Here is a 14567-nt window from a genome sequence, read left to right as displayed (position 1 = left end):
ATAGTTCATCGACTCCTTAAGTATTTTTTCCCCATAAATTCATCTAGTGGCTTCAATGGTGTCCTATGGGAGTTTTATAATATTATATCATTTATTTTCATAACTTTGTCCTTACTCACCTTTATAACTTCTCTATCGTATGTTACAAAGCCGTTTATCTCCGTTTCTACGTCGGTGAGCTGAGTGTAAATCGCTCCAGATAAGCCTTGTGAAATCAGAGGCTTCAGCTGCTCCTCTATAAGACTTATATAAGCCTCCTGAAGAGCTTCTCTGGATTTATAGCTCTTGTAGCCAAATTCCTTATCTCTTCTCCACACATGTCCTTCTTCAAAAAGGGTATAGCCACCGTATTCTGTTATGGCAATTACTCTATCGTCCTTTTTCTTAGGAATGGAAAGCTTTTTGAAGTAAACATGGAGGCTCTTAACCTCTCCCCCTCCTTGATCCATCCAACCACTGGCATGGTCTACGGTTCTCGTAGGGTCATATTCCTTCACCCATAAGGCTGTTTCATTGGCATCAAACTGGCCCCAATCTTCATTAAAGGGTACCCAAACTGCAATAGAAGGGACATTATATAAGGTATCTATCATTTCCTTCAGCTCTTTTTTATAGTTTTCCCGATTTTCTGCGCTATCTCTTTCTGCAGCCTTATAATTATTATCCTTTCTTGAGGTTATACCAAAGAAATTAGTTAATATGCCATGCTTTATGAGCTTCATGGAGCAGCCTCCATTAATCATATCCTGCCAAACAATGAGTCCTATCCTATCACAGTGATAATACCATCTTAAGGGCTCTACCTTTATATGCTTTCTACTGGTATTAAACCCTAAGTCCTTTGTAAGCTTAATATCATATAATAAGGCTTCATCAGAAGGAGCTGTATAAAGCCCATCTGGCCAGTAGCCCTGGTCCAGTACCCCATTGTGAAATACAGGCTTGTTATTTATCATAAATCTTAAAACATTATTTTCATCTGTAGAAATACCAAAGCTCCTCATGGCAAAATAGCTTTTCAATTGGTCTAATAGTTCATCCCCCTTGTAAAGAGTGATGATAATTGGATATAGATATGGAGTGTCTGGAGTCCAGAGCACAGGCTCAGGTATAGCTATTTCATTAGCTTTATCTGCCTTGCCCTCCAAGGATAAAATAGGACTTCCCTCCCAGTGAATTTCTTTATCTACAAATAAATCAGGAGATAATACCTCCACCTTTATATTAAATTCAGCTTCACTAGTGTTACTATTAACAAAGGTCTCCAGCTCTAATGTAGCCTTATCAATATAGGGAGTTAGCTTTATCCTCTCTATATAGGCCTCTCCAACGGGCTCCAACCATACAGTCTGCCATATTCCTGAAATAGGAGTGTAATAAATCCCTTTTGGCTTTAATACTTGCTTGCCTCGCTCCTGTCCATAGCTATCTGTAGGGTCCCATACCTTTACCACAAGGATGTTTTCTTCTTCCTTTAAATAATCTGTTATGTCGAAGGTAAAAGGATAGTAACCTCCTGTATGACTACCTATCGATGAGTTGTTAACAAAGACCTCTGCCTTCCAATCCACCGCTCCAAAATTCAGGAGAATTCTCTTACCCTTCCAGCGCTCTGGAATTGTAAAAGCTCTTCTATACCAAAGATTTTCTTCTGGAAGGAGGGCCCTCTTTACTCCTGAAAGAGCAGACTCAATAGGAAAAGGAACTAATATATCGCCCTGGTAATCTTTAGGCTCTTCATCCCCCATAGGAATAACAGCATATTCCCACAATCCATTTAAATTAAGCCACTGCTCCCTAACCCCCTGTGGTCTAGGGTATTCTGGGAGAACCTCATCTATGTTAAGCTTTTTTCCCCAGGAAGTTATAATATCTCCCTCCACTATACTCCAGCTAGCTTTATCCTTTTGCTTTTTCATCTATGCTTCCACCTCTTCTGCTAAAATGTATATATATTAAAGGTAATAAGGCTAAAAGTCCAATAGCTCCAGCCACTTGTACAATTATTGGCGTAGGCACTCCATCATTTCCATAGGATAAGATTAGCTGAGACCCTATATTAGGTCCAATAATCATAGGAATGGCCACGCTAAATATCATTCTCACTCCCTCATAAAGGCCACGACTTCCCCCTGGTATAAGGTTCTTGACCCAGGCTCCTGTGGTAAGAATAAAAATTACATACCCAATATATATAATAACTGAGAAAAATATTACTATAAAGAAACCTCTTGAGAAAGAGAAGCCCATAAAACCAATAAAAGAAATTATTGGCGCTGCTATAGCAAGCTTTAAGCCATGTCCTTTATCTGTAAGGATCCCTGCAGGATATGCAAATATCATGGCTATAATTAAGGCTGCTGCTGATATTATTCCTGCATCTCCTTTAGAGTAGGCTAAATAATTATTGATGTATATCATTTGATAGGGTATAAATACCTGGACGCTGATACTGTATAGTGCAAGGGTAATAAGAACCAAATAAAGCTCCTTATTAGCTCTTATACTTTTAGGCGAAAATGCTCCTATAATCCCCTTAAGAAGACCCACCTCTCCATTTTTATAATCCTTAACTTTATTTGAAGGCTCTTTAAGTATAAAGGCTCCTACTATTCCTATAATTGATACTAGAGCACCTAGGGCGTAAAAGAAATAGTAATAACCGAACTCATCGATGATCATTCCTGAAAGTCCAGCTCCTATTATAGTGGCTAAGAGAGGTAAAATTGTTATTACTCCTGAAATCCTTCCTCTGTTACTCTCATCAGAGATGTCTGTTGTCCATGCATTATAGGCAGCATCATAAGCTGTTGAACCAAAAAAGGTCATTATGCCATCAGCAATTATCACTAAAGCCACTGCAAGATTAATATTTTTTATATAAGCAGTGGTAGGAAATAAAATAGTGGAAATACCCCAGAGGATATAGCCAATTATAATAAAGGGCTTTCTCTTTCCAATTCTATCGCTGTAAGCTCCCATAAATAAAGTAGTTAAGGTAGCTGTAATAGCACTTATGGCAACCATCCAAGCAATAGGCTTGGGATCCCTTGTAAGGGTATCGTATACAAAGGTATTAAACCAGGAATTCTCTACATTCCAGGCCAGCTGCCCTGCCAGTCCTAAAATCACTAATACAAACCAATTTCTAGCGCCAATTTTTGTCACCTGCTTATTCTCTTCTCTCATAGGTATATCCTCCGAATTAAATATAATTAATTATAACACCAATCCCATAATTAACCAATTAAGAGGATAAATCCATGATAATTGTATCATTTTAAAGGAAAATTTCGAAATCATATTTATCCATTTATTTAGAAATGACATAAAAATAAAAGTATGTATGCTATAAAATACAACTAATTATCTAATATAGATTAGATATGAAATGGTAAATATTATACAAATAAACCTACTGTGTTATAATTTAAATGGTGATTGTTATATGAAGATATTATTGGGAGGATTAGATTATGGAGCTTTTAGAAGCAATGGAAAAGAGGCATTCAGTCCGTTCTTATGAGGACAAAAGAATTGAGGGAACTATAAAAGAAGAGCTTATGAAATTTATTGATAGCTGTAATAAAGAAAGCGGTCTTCACTTGCAGCTTGTCCTCGATGAACCCCAGGCCTTCAGTGGATTTACGGCTCACTACGGAATGTTATCTGGCGTTAAGAATTATATTGCTCTTGTAGGTAAAAAGGATTCTAGCTTAGATGAGAGCTGTGGTTATTATGGTGAAAAGATTGTTCTTTATGCCCAGACCTTGGGCCTTAACACCTGTTGGGTAGCAGCTACCTACAGCAAGAAAAAGACCGTCTTCAACATTAAAGAAGGTGAGAAGCTCTGCTGCGTAATTGCTATTGGCTATGGAAAAAACCAGGGCGTACCACATAAATCTAAATCCATTGATAAGGTAAGTAAGGTAACTGGTCCAATGCCTGATTGGTTTAGAAAGGGCATGGAAGCAGCACTTCTGGCCCCCACCGCTATTAATCAGCAGAAGTTTCATTTTACTTTACAGGGAAACAAAGTCTCTGCTACTGCAGGCCTAGGCTTCTGCAGCAAAATAGATCTGGGCATCGCAAAATATCATTTTGAACTGGGAGCAGGCTTAAAGAATTTTGAATGGTCCTAGCTCCTTTAGAGAAAACTCAAGACTAATATGATTAATATAAATAAAAAAAGCTTAGGGCAGGTATACTTTGTCCTAAGCTTTCCTTATTCTCCAATGCCCTGTATATTTTAATAAATTACTATTGTAGTTCCATCTGGTACATTATCATATATCCATTTAGCATTTTGAGTGGCAAGTCTTATACATCCATGACTCAAGGCCATACCCAGTCGTCCATCTATCACGTAGCTTCCTGTAGGATTGTATAATATAGAATGATAGTAATATCCACCAATAATCCTTGTGGCATGCTTTACTGAATATCTATCAGTACCAAAGCCTGGCTTTCTTCCTTTAACATCAAATATGCCTCTAAGGGTAGGTGTCTCAGGCTTACCCACAGTGGAGCTCCACTTATAAAGCTGCTGCCAGCTGTTATTGTTTTTTCTATAAACATAAGTAAGCTTATTTCTCAAGTCTGTAATAAGGAGATAGTCTGTGGGGCTTTGTATATTGTTATTATTAACAAAGCTATCCATGTTTGTGTAAAAATCCTTATAGTTTAGAGCTCCTGGTGGATTTCCATCTCCGGAGAGATAATATTTATTCACATAACCTGTAAGATTGTTATATACAGCCTTGCTCCACTCCGTTCCCTCTTCTATTATCTCTACCCTTTCTCCCTTTGGTATTGTGGTTAATATTCTAGAAGATGTGCTGCTACCTTCTCTCAGGTTAAGGTTGCTCCAGGGAAATTTACTTTCTGACAGATATCTCGTACTTAAGTAGCCTTCAAGTCCCTTATAAGAGCCCCTGGTCCACTCCTCATCTATATCCATAACCTCTACTCTTTCTCCCTTAGGAATCACCGTCAAAATATTTCCCTCCAGAGACTTTTCACCTCGTAGATTCAAATTAGCTAAGGTATATTTATCTATGGTCACCCTGTAATATGGATAATTGAACATTCTAACCTTCCTCATGTATTTTTTATATATATTATGATGAGCATTCCTTATAAGTTCAGTTGTAGAATCATAAATAATAAACAAAGCCTAATGAATCCACTTAAAATTAAATTCATTAGGCTTTATTTCATCGGTAAAGTTACTGTTCTAGCTGTAATCAGATTTATCCTCTTACGCTCTTTCTATTTAATGATATTCTCTTATATAGCCTCCCTACGAAATTTCCCATAAAGAACCAAAAGAAAGTAGTAGAAAAATAAATCTCATAGGAAAAAATACCTACAATTCTTGTACCTACTCCTATGAATAAAAATACTATAGCTAAGGCTATAAAAATACTATCGTAATAAAAGGGTTTTAGCTTTTTCACTGATCTGAAGCCTGTATAAGAGCCAAATATAAAAATAATTAGATAAGTTAGCATACTTAGAAACATATAACCACCTCCTATATTTATTATAATCCTATTTTTCCCAAATAATCAATATATTCCAAAATTTACTTTTTAACTTATAATCATTTTAACTATTAAGAAAATGAGATTCATTAACTAAAAATAAAAAGAACCCTTAGTTATAAGGATTCTTTTTATCTCATTATTTATTTCCAACCTGCTTTCTGAAGTCATCGGCAAAATCCAGCATGACATTTCTGACCTCATCTCTGTATTTTGGTCTTAAAAGAGGAGTAAGAATTTCCGCTGTACTTTCAATATCACCCTTTGAAAGCTGATTTTCTCCCATCTTTCTAAAGCATTCTGCTAGAACCTCCTTGAGTTCCTCCCGTTTATTATCCATAACCTTATCCATGACATAATCATAAAACTTCTGCTGGTCAGCGTTCATAATAACCTCCTTATATCTAAATATACCTTAGAATATTTTCCATAGCTTTATTATGGACATAACTACTAGGTTTTATGATTATATAGTTTTAAAAGTATGTTGTTAGTGTTATACTCAAGAAAAATGAGTGAAAGGGAGGTAATTATGTATATAGAGCATATTGCAATGTATGTAAATGATCTAGAAAAAACAAGGTATTTTTTCATCAAATATCTGGGAGCAAAATCAAATGATTTATACCATAATCAAAAAACTAATTTCAAGTCGTACTTTCTATCCTTTGATAATGGAGCTCGCTTGGAAATCATGAACAAGCCTCACCTGGTAGATGATGAAAAAAGCCTTCAGCGTACTGGATATATTCACATAGCCTTCAGTGTGGGTAGCAAGGAAAAGGTTGATACCTTGACTCAAGAATTAAAATCCCAGGGTTATAGGGTAGTTAGCGGTCCGAGAACCACTGGCGATGGCTATTATGAAAGCTGCATAATAGGAATTGAAGGAAATCAAATTGAATTAACGGTATAGCTTTTTGGTAAAGGCTATTATTCTATTTGCTTCCTGAAAACCAATCTTCAAATGAAATTTTAAGCTATCAGTATTATCCAGCTCACAGTCACTGGCAAATTCACTGCAGCCCTGCTCCTTAGCCCATTTTTCACATTCTGCTACAAGCTTCTTGGCAATTCCTTTATTACGATATTCATCCTTTACGTATATACCTTCTAAATACCCCACTGGGCTGCTTTCTGTTCCTTCTACATAATCATGCCTCAAGCTGCAATGAGCAAAAGCCACGGCCATATCTTTCTCTAGAAAAATAAAAACTCCTTCCTCAGCATTAACCTTCTGAAACTCTTTCTCAAGCAAATCAAAATTATTATCTGGCCATAATAGCATAGCTAATTCAGCTACTATAGCGCTATCTTCAGCAGTAGCCTGTCTAATCAATAATAGCACCCCTTTCAGCAAATGTTTTAGAACATTTTACCATAATATTGGGGATAAAAAAAGACACTAAGCAGTGTCTCCTATTTTCTATTCTTCAATTCTAAAGGTTCTATAAAAATTCTCAACCAGCTCACAAATCTTCATTTTTTTTATTTGGCTATCTGAGTATTTTAATCCCTGATGTTCCTTCATATCAATACAAGCTCCAACGAGCTCAGTCTTACTATTGAATTCTTTCATAAAATCATAATATGTGTGTCTTAAAACTATCTTCATTTGTTTATCCTTCCTCCATATTAACTTCAACAATATATTTTGACATATATAGTAACAAGAATCAATAAGAATGTCGAATTTTGCATTATTTTACAACAAAAAAATATGCACATACTTCAATGTGCATATATATAAATTTTACCAGTATTCAACATGAATGAATCAACAGTCCATATTATACTATGTTTTCTCCACAGTTAATATCAAAGGGAGCAATAAGCAGCTTTATTATGTCCTTCCAAAAGCTACTAAAAAACCACTTCGTTGCTTCATGATAAGCCTCAAGATTTTCAAATTCCCAGTATGAATAGTATTTTACACACTTAATGATCTTTGTTAATTCTCTTGGTGGAGTATCAATAGTATCAAAGGTATAAAATCTTTTTAAGTATTTTATATCAGTGCAGCCTTTCTGCTCCCTTTGCTTGTCCTGCATCTTTTTAACCATCTCTTCAAACTCATCGATCCTTGAAGGCTTTACCTGGAATAGCTTTATTTCTGAAAATACTTTATCCATAATTCTCCCCCTCACACTTTATATCTATAGATTATCTTGTCCCAAAAATATCTCATATAAACAACTGATTAATAAGAAGCTTTATAATTTCAAACTAAAGGATGTTTTTTGATAAAATCATCAATAGATAATTTAAAGGTCAAGTTATCATAATACTTCCCTTTAACATCTTGTGTAATTTTTTCTCTATTACACTCATCAAAGCCTAACTTTTCAGCAAGACCAATCATTCTATAGTTTCCTGACCAGGTTTGGGTATAAATCTCATTAATTCCTTTTGACTTAAGATAATATATAAATAATTTTAGCGCAGAGGTAGCATAGCCCTTTCTTCGTGCATTAACAGAACAAATAGCTACACCTATGGTACATTTTCCATCACCCTTTGTATAGCAGTAATTATCATCAATATTATAGGAACCGCATCCACCTATATGAGTCTTTTCTTTATTATTTATGGAGATTTCAAAGGTTCTTCTTATTCGATTTTCGTCCTTTTGCTCACGGAGTCTTTTAAGCTTCTTTTCACGGAATTTATAGGGATCAAAGGGCTCTTGATTATAATAATCCCAAGGTGAGTCCCAAAACTTCCATTCAGTCTCTACAGTTTCCCAGTATATATCATCATCAATATCTGATTCTACATAATCTCGAAGTATAATAGATTCTCCTTTTATCTCCATAGCCATGCTCCTTTTTACCACAAATTAAATGAAGACGTTTTAAATTTATACTAGAATAGTGGATAGGTGTATTGACTCTATGAAGTAATACACAAATATTAATATCCAGCATCCTCATTCGCTATAAGTAATTTTATTCTACCCGTCTCTGATTGCCCTTCTATTATTGAAAGAGTATTACATACCCTGTCCATTGATACACAGTCCACACATCTATTAAGAGTCGCACAGGGAGGATTCAAGCCTGTCCTTCTTGCATTTAAAGGACAGGCTACATTTTTCACTCTCTTTATGGCTTCCTCTAAGGTATTAACAATTTTATTCTTTCCAACTACAATTATCACCTTGTCCGGTCCGAAGGTAATTGCAGCTACTCTATTACCACTATGATCTATGTTAACAATTCTGCCATCAATAGATATAGAATTAGAGCCTGTTATATACCAATCAGCTATAAGAGCTTTCTTTTTTACAGCTTGTCTTTCTTCTCTGCTTTTTGAAAGCTCCTTATCATATACGATATTACCTCTCTCTGATAGCAGATGAGTAATATTCATTTTTTGTAGAGTAAGAGAATGTCCAATTCCTATGGTGGAATTGCTGGGTATTATATTTAATATATATGCTTTAATTTCATTTAAGCTGTCGAAAGCTTCAACCTCTATATTTCGCAATCGAAAATTTTCTTTTAACACCTTTATATCAACATCCATTTCAGCATGTCCTCTCTTCAGTTTCAAAGAAATATAGTTTTTCAAGTAAACACAATCATTCTAAAGCTATCCATCTATATACAATTCATATAAATTACACTCATGTACTCTTTTGAAGGAGTTTTTGATAAACTCTTTATCTTCACCGATATAATGAGAAAAGGTGCCACAAACATATAGCTTATTTATCATAGGTTGGACAGCCTTATCACATTCTACATCCTCAGCATATACATGAAGATATGATTCCTTCCAGATAAAGCCCCTATCCTTATACCAATCATTTACCCACTTATCATCTCTTGTCCATGCTTGAAGCCTCTTTACTCCCGTGCCTTTTATCCCATTAATTGCCTCTGATAACAATAGGCTTCCAACTCCTAATTTCCTGTATTCCGGTAATACTCCTAAATGCCAGATCACTCCACCAAGCTCATTAGTTTTATGACAAACCTCTCCTATTTTTCTTTCATATTCTATATCTATAAAACCTATAATCTTATTATCAACCTCTGCAACTAATTCAATTGATGGATTTGAATAAGACTCCTTTTCACGAAGGACGTTATCGAAATAGGCACTGTCTAAAAAGGATAAAACTCTACATCTCACCCACTGAAGATTATCCTCATCTCTATATTCTCTTATTATCATTATTATCTCCTATGACTCTGGAATTATAGTCTGTCCATATACTCCCATATTTTTTTACAAAAACCACCATAACAAGCAATACAAAAGCGACTGCTCTACAACTCCTTAATCCCTTCTGCATCACACCTCAACCTATAAAAATATTGAACAATTTCTTCTTCAGTGATTATTGTATCGCCCATATTTCTTAATGTTCTTTTTCCAACTCTTCTATCTAAGATAACCAATATTTTAATTAATGTATTATTTGATTTTATCAAAGCTTCTATAGGGGAATTTAGATATTCATTTACTGCTTCAATAAACTCCACTTGGGAATATACACCTTCCTTTGGCTGTTGGTAATAATCCCTCTTCAGTGTGCACATATTATAGACTTCGTTTCCATCAACAGTTATATACGTTCTTCCAATTCCATCGTGAATTCTATAATTAGAACAGAAAAAATCCACTCTTTCCTTTAATGAAGTACACAAGAAACCTTGCAAATGCTTTTTAGTCTTGCTCCACATTGCTTCACCTCTAAAAAATCTTCACATTTCTATCTATCACAAAGGCTATAGAAACTTTTCCTTTATCCATGAACTTATAAAGTTACCGCAACCTTCTGTTGTCCTGCAAATATAGAATCCCTGCACAATGATGTATTGGAATAAAGGATATGTTCACCGTCTGAAATTTATCCTTAATTTCATCGTAAACTATGTAATACTCTTCATCATCCCATAGTTCTCCTGCTTTCAATCTACATTCTTCTAGCTTCTCTCTAGTTTCAAAGGCTATATCACCAATGATTATTTCACCGTCATCATTTAAGTAGCCAGTGAGATTATTGATAAACTCTACCTTCTCTTTATCATTTAAGTGATGCAAGGCATAAGTGCTTATTATATAATCAAACTTAATATTATCTAACTCTGAGGGCAGTTCTTTAGAAAAATCATATTGATACAATTGTGCATATGGCATTTTTTCCTTTGCTATTTCAATCATTCTCTCAGAAAAATCAATACCATATATCGAGTATCCATCTCTGTACAGTTTATTTGCTAGAGTGCCGGTGCCAATTCCAATATCTAATATTGTTCCTTTATCCTTTTCACGTATCTTATTATAAATAATATTAAGAATATCCTTATAGCCCGCAAATGGATATTCATTATTATCATCACTTAAATTTACACTCTTATCATATCCATCAGCCCATAAATCAAAATCTTTGTTATCGAACATATAATATCCTATCTCCTCTCGTCTTTCATTTTCTCATTTATAAATATTGCTACCGCTTTATCTGCCAATATTACCCTATGAAACAACAATATCATATATTTCTAGATAATCAGAAGCTTAATATTCCTTTGTAACAACATGCTCCACTGACTCTTTCATATTTAACAGCTTTTCTGCAAAGAAACTTGGATAAGCATAAAAATTATCAAAATCCTTTACAGGGAGCCAAACCATATGCTCTCTATCACCATGAATACCATGGCTGTTACTGATTGGCAATTCCCGTGTCCCTCGTGGTTTCATTAAAAAATAAAAGGCAACCTCATGACAAGGTACCCCTTCAAGGTTTTCTGTGCCAATAAAAAAGTTTTCGTGAATGTACGCCAAGCGTTCAATCTCATATTCTACACCAGTTTCCTCAAGAACCTCACGACAGACTGCAGCTTCTGCAGTTTCATTTTGATGCACTCCTCCACCCACAGAGTAGTAGTATGGATCCCTATCATTTTTAACCATGAGTACATGCCCTTCTTCAATTATGATAGCTGCAGCACGATACCTAAACCAACCGCTATTATTTAAGAATCCACAATCCGCCATTAATTTATCTCCCCTTAATTTTTCCGTTTTAAGCTTATACCTTGCTCAATTTATCAATAGCAGCCTTTTCATCAGGCAGGAAAAATATATTCCTTCCTTTATTGCTTTCATATATAAAGTCTCTAAGGCTCTTGCTTGTGTATACAGAAAAATCACCTACAATGGCTATGTTCACATGATAGTTAATGAACTTTTGCAGTATTTCTCCTGCAAGCTTTGTTTTCAAATCAAAAAACTCTTCACTTATCAATGACTTATCTATAATTATACGGGAACAGCCAGTTTCCCATCCTACAGTTGCTATAAGATCTAATGCCGACTGTACATCATTTATAAGTATATCGCTGCTATCTAAAACAGCAATCTCAGTATTATTTTCTTTTATTATATTTATTTTCATATTTTATCTTTAGTGAGATAGTGTTTGTAGTACTAAACTCTCACTAAATACTCCTTTATCATTTTATAGTGTTCATCAGTTCATAATAGAGTTCATTAATGTGTATATCTTTCTTGTAGTATTTATATTCCTAACAGTTACCTTCTTATAAGCCTTTGTCCCTATAAGCTTATTAAGCTTGCTCTTGGTGACATTATCTCTAGAAACTACCCAAATCACTTCCGTATCAGAGGATATTACCGTGTCTATATCAGCCTTTGGCTTTACTTGATCAATAAGCTCCTGAGGAGTTATATCCTCCCAGAGAAAAAGAATATCACATTTCATAGAACCATCATTGCTCAAATCCTCAGGAATCATAGCTAGGAGCCTTTCAAAATCCTCATGAGTTCTAAGCAAAACCTTAATATCCAGGCTAAAATCCTCTAGTATTGCTTTTTCCAAAAGCTCTGAAAGCTCATTAATTCTATAATCTGTGGCTTTGAATATTACATTACCGGAATTTATATATGCAATTACCTCTTCCATGCCTGCTCTTTCGAAGGTTTCCTTCAAAAGCTTCATGGAAATTTTATTATTACCACCAACATTAATACCTCTCAGCAGTGCTACGTATATCACTAATCTCCCTCCTTTAGCTATAGACTACAAGGACTTAACAATACCACCAGCTTATATAAAGCTTCCTTATCCTATAATAATATAATATACATAACTCCTTTACAATAACTGGAAAGATAATAATCACCTATATTTTGTCATTTACTATATTATGATGTGTAAGTTAATTGAATGGTGAATTATCTTTTGGTAAAGCTCATTTATTTTGCGCTTATCTCTTCACTGATACCATCTCAATGAATATCCTAGATATATACTATTTTTTTGGAGGCTTTAAATGGGTTACTACGTTATGGTAGAACCAGAGGTTAAAATATATGTGGAGGACTTAAATCCTAGAGGAGAAGAAACAATTTTATTTCTCCATGGGTGGCCAGCTAGCCACCGACTCTTTGAGTATCAGTTTAATGTGCTTCCCAAAATGGGTTATCGCTGCATAGGTATAGATACACGAGGCTTTGGAATGTCAGACAAGCCTTTTGAGGGCTATGATTATGACAGACTAGCAGATGATGTAAGGGCAGTAGTGGATGCACTAAAGCTTAAGAGCTTTGTATTAGCAGGACACTCTACTGGAGGAGCAATAGCCATAAGATATATGGCTAGATATAGGGGTTATAGTGTATCAAAGCTTGTGCTTATCGCTGCCGCAGCTCCTAGCCTTATAAAAAGGCCAAACTTCCCCTGTGGGCTTAACAAGGAGGATGTCCTTAAGATGATTGAAGAAACCTATGAGGATCGTCCACAGATGCTCAGAGATTTTGGAAGTAATTTTTTCTTCCAGCATACCAGTGAGCCGCTGAACGACTGGCTATTTAATATGGGATTGCAGGCTGCCAGCTGGGCTACTGCAGCAATTGAAGAAACCTGGATTAAAGAAGTGCTTTTCTCCGACCTAAAGGAAATAAAGGCTGATACCTTGATAATTCACGGTATCCACGATAAGATTGTCCCCTTCTGTTTAGGGGAAATACAGAATCAAAATATCAGGAATTCAAAACTTGTCCCCTTCCAATTCAGCGGTCATGGATCCTTCTATGACGAAAAGGATAAGTTTAATGATGAATTAATAAAGTTTATTAAGAATTGTTGATATTAGCAAAGTATTATTGACATATGCCATTAATTAAATTATAATTATATTAATAAATGGCATATGCCAAAATTATTTTATGGGGTGATTAAATATGCCTAGGCCATTGAAAAGAAGAAGAATATGTTCCCTCCCTAAAAATAGAAGCTTTGGTCCCACAGGATTACTGGGAAAGGAAATAGCTATTATCACCATGACTTTAGATGAATATGAAGCTATTCGATTAATTGACCTAGATGGTATGAGCCAGGAAGCCTGTGCAGAGAGCATGGGAGTAGCCAGAACAACAGCCCAAGCTATTTATAATAGTGCGAGAGTTAAGCTTGCAGAATGTCTTATCAATGGTCATGAGCTCCGTATAGAAGGTGGAGAATATATCCTCTGCCAGGGTGAAAAGCTCGGCTGTAGCTGTAATCACTGTCATAAAAAAAGATCTATATTGCAAATAAAAAATGGAGATGATTAACATGAAAATTGCAGTAACCTATGAGAATGGAAAGGTATTTCAGCACTTTGGACACACTGAACAATTTAAGCTCTACTCTATTGAAAATGATAAAGTAGCAGAAGAGAGGGTTGTTAATACTGAAGGAAGCGGTCATGGTGCATTAGCTGGCTTCTTAAAAAGCCTAGAAGTTAATACTCTCATCTGTGGAGGTATTGGTGGTGGTGCTAAGGCAGCTCTTTCTGCAGCAGGCATTACTTTATACGGAGGTGTTTCAGGAGATGCTGATGAAGCTGTAGCTCAATTATTAGCCGGAACTCTTTCTTACAACTCTGATGCAACCTGTAATCATCATCACGGTGACCATCATCATGATCACCACCATGAACATAATGGCAGCTGTGGTCACGGAAGCTGCGGAAGCCATTAATTATAGCTTATGAATAG

General features: G+C 35.4%; 21 protein-coding genes. 5 read left to right on the top strand and 16 right to left on the bottom strand.

What is annotated here, in order from left to right:
- Window positions 1-74 precede the first annotated feature (74 nt).
- Complete coding sequence (locus ACPWSR_RS08760) at window positions 75-1919, bottom strand: glycoside hydrolase family 2 protein (RefSeq protein WP_426351305.1); 1845 nt, start codon at window positions 1917-1919, stop codon at window positions 75-77.
- Window positions 1900-3189 (bottom strand): MFS transporter, encoded by a 1290-nt coding sequence (locus ACPWSR_RS08755; RefSeq protein WP_426351304.1) that lies wholly within the window; start codon window positions 3187-3189, stop codon window positions 1900-1902. Before ACPWSR_RS08755 ends, ACPWSR_RS08760 begins: the two co-directional genes overlap by 20 nt.
- Window positions 3190-3476: 287 nt before the next feature.
- Here ACPWSR_RS08755 and ACPWSR_RS08750 point away from each other — a divergent pair, with 287 nt between their 5' ends.
- On the top strand, window positions 3477-4142 hold the full coding sequence (locus ACPWSR_RS08750) for a nitroreductase family protein (protein ID WP_426351303.1): 666 nt from the start codon (window positions 3477-3479) through the stop codon (window positions 4140-4142).
- Window positions 4143-4249: 107 nt separating this feature from the next.
- Here ACPWSR_RS08750 and ACPWSR_RS08745 read toward each other — a convergent pair whose 3' ends face one another.
- From ACPWSR_RS08745 to ACPWSR_RS08735, 3 genes are all read right to left on the bottom strand, one after another.
- A complete protein-coding gene (locus ACPWSR_RS08745; protein ID WP_426351302.1) occupies window positions 4250-5089 on the bottom strand; it encodes a L,D-transpeptidase family protein in 840 nt (279 codons plus the stop codon).
- A gap of 163 nt (window positions 5090-5252) precedes the next feature.
- Window positions 5253-5525, bottom strand: a complete 273-nt coding sequence (locus ACPWSR_RS08740; RefSeq protein WP_426351301.1) for a hypothetical protein — start codon at window positions 5523-5525, stop codon at window positions 5253-5255.
- A 160-nt stretch (window positions 5526-5685) separates the two neighbouring features.
- Window positions 5686-5934 carry a hypothetical protein gene (locus tag ACPWSR_RS08735; protein WP_426351300.1) on the bottom strand — a complete coding sequence of 83 codons (249 nt, stop codon included), beginning with the start codon at window positions 5932-5934 and terminating at the stop codon, window positions 5686-5688.
- Window positions 5935-6078: 144 nt separating this feature from the next.
- Between ACPWSR_RS08735 and ACPWSR_RS08730 the strand changes: the two genes are divergently transcribed.
- Entirely contained in the window at window positions 6079-6462 is a 384-nt protein-coding gene (locus ACPWSR_RS08730; protein ID WP_426351299.1) for a VOC family protein, read from the top strand.
- Here the strand turns inward: ACPWSR_RS08730 and aac(6') are convergent.
- From aac(6') to ACPWSR_RS08675, 11 genes are all read right to left on the bottom strand, one after another.
- A complete protein-coding gene (aac(6'), locus tag ACPWSR_RS08725; RefSeq protein ID WP_426351298.1) occupies window positions 6451-6885 on the bottom strand; it encodes an aminoglycoside 6'-N-acetyltransferase in 435 nt (144 codons plus the stop codon). The two genes, ACPWSR_RS08730 and aac(6'), sit on opposite strands and share 12 nt — an antisense overlap.
- An 87-nt stretch (window positions 6886-6972) precedes the next feature.
- Window positions 6973-7161 (bottom strand): hypothetical protein, encoded by a 189-nt coding sequence (locus ACPWSR_RS08720; RefSeq protein ID WP_426351297.1) that lies wholly within the window; start codon window positions 7159-7161, stop codon window positions 6973-6975.
- 175 nt (window positions 7162-7336) lie between these two features.
- Entirely contained in the window at window positions 7337-7678 is a 342-nt protein-coding gene (locus ACPWSR_RS08715; RefSeq protein ID WP_426351296.1) for a hypothetical protein, read from the bottom strand.
- 89 nt (window positions 7679-7767) lie between these two features.
- Window positions 7768-8361 carry a GNAT family N-acetyltransferase gene (locus tag ACPWSR_RS08710; RefSeq protein WP_426351295.1) on the bottom strand — a complete coding sequence of 198 codons (594 nt, stop codon included), beginning with the start codon at window positions 8359-8361 and terminating at the stop codon, window positions 7768-7770.
- A 98-nt stretch (window positions 8362-8459) separates the two neighbouring features.
- Entirely contained in the window at window positions 8460-9119 is a 660-nt protein-coding gene (locus ACPWSR_RS08705) for a lactate utilization protein (protein ID WP_426351294.1), read from the bottom strand.
- A 21-nt stretch (window positions 9120-9140) separates the two neighbouring features.
- Window positions 9141-9728, bottom strand: a complete 588-nt coding sequence (locus tag ACPWSR_RS08700) for a GNAT family N-acetyltransferase (protein WP_426351293.1) — start codon at window positions 9726-9728, stop codon at window positions 9141-9143.
- A 95-nt stretch (window positions 9729-9823) separates the two neighbouring features.
- Window positions 9824-10240, bottom strand: a complete 417-nt coding sequence (locus ACPWSR_RS08695) for an SF0329 family protein (RefSeq protein ID WP_426351292.1) — start codon at window positions 10238-10240, stop codon at window positions 9824-9826.
- 82 nt (window positions 10241-10322) lie between these two features.
- Window positions 10323-10961, bottom strand: coding sequence for a class I SAM-dependent methyltransferase (locus ACPWSR_RS08690; RefSeq protein ID WP_426351291.1), 639 nt, complete (start codon window positions 10959-10961; stop codon window positions 10323-10325).
- A 117-nt stretch (window positions 10962-11078) separates the two neighbouring features.
- On the bottom strand, window positions 11079-11561 hold the full coding sequence (locus tag ACPWSR_RS08685) for an NUDIX hydrolase (protein ID WP_426351290.1): 483 nt from the start codon (window positions 11559-11561) through the stop codon (window positions 11079-11081).
- A gap of 34 nt (window positions 11562-11595) precedes the next feature.
- Window positions 11596-11961 (bottom strand): DUF4180 domain-containing protein, encoded by a 366-nt coding sequence (locus ACPWSR_RS08680; RefSeq protein ID WP_426351289.1) that lies wholly within the window; start codon window positions 11959-11961, stop codon window positions 11596-11598.
- Window positions 11962-12036: 75 nt separating this feature from the next.
- Window positions 12037-12582: a DUF1697 domain-containing protein gene (locus ACPWSR_RS08675; RefSeq protein ID WP_426351288.1), complete on the bottom strand. Its 546-nt coding sequence runs from the start codon at window positions 12580-12582 to the stop codon at window positions 12037-12039.
- 277 nt (window positions 12583-12859) lie between these two features.
- Between ACPWSR_RS08675 and ACPWSR_RS08670 the strand changes: the two genes are divergently transcribed.
- The 3 genes from ACPWSR_RS08670 (at window position 12860) to ACPWSR_RS08660 (ending at window position 14550) form a co-directional block, all read left to right on the top strand.
- Window positions 12860-13675 (top strand): alpha/beta fold hydrolase, encoded by an 816-nt coding sequence (locus ACPWSR_RS08670; RefSeq protein WP_426351287.1) that lies wholly within the window; start codon window positions 12860-12862, stop codon window positions 13673-13675.
- Between the two features lie 106 nt (window positions 13676-13781).
- Entirely contained in the window at window positions 13782-14141 is a 360-nt protein-coding gene (locus ACPWSR_RS08665; protein WP_426351286.1) for a DUF134 domain-containing protein, read from the top strand.
- Between the two features lies 1 nt (window position 14142).
- On the top strand, window positions 14143-14550 hold the full coding sequence (locus ACPWSR_RS08660) for a NifB/NifX family molybdenum-iron cluster-binding protein (RefSeq protein WP_426351285.1): 408 nt from the start codon (window positions 14143-14145) through the stop codon (window positions 14548-14550).
- Window positions 14551-14567: the final 17 nt, after the last annotated feature.

The sequence above is a fragment of the Alloiococcus sp. CFN-8 genome (assembly GCF_049943125.1).
In the GTDB taxonomy this organism is placed as follows: domain Bacteria; phylum Bacillota; class Clostridia; order Clostridiales; family Clostridiaceae; genus JAEXZL01.
This window is presented reverse-complemented; position numbering and strand designations above follow the sequence as displayed.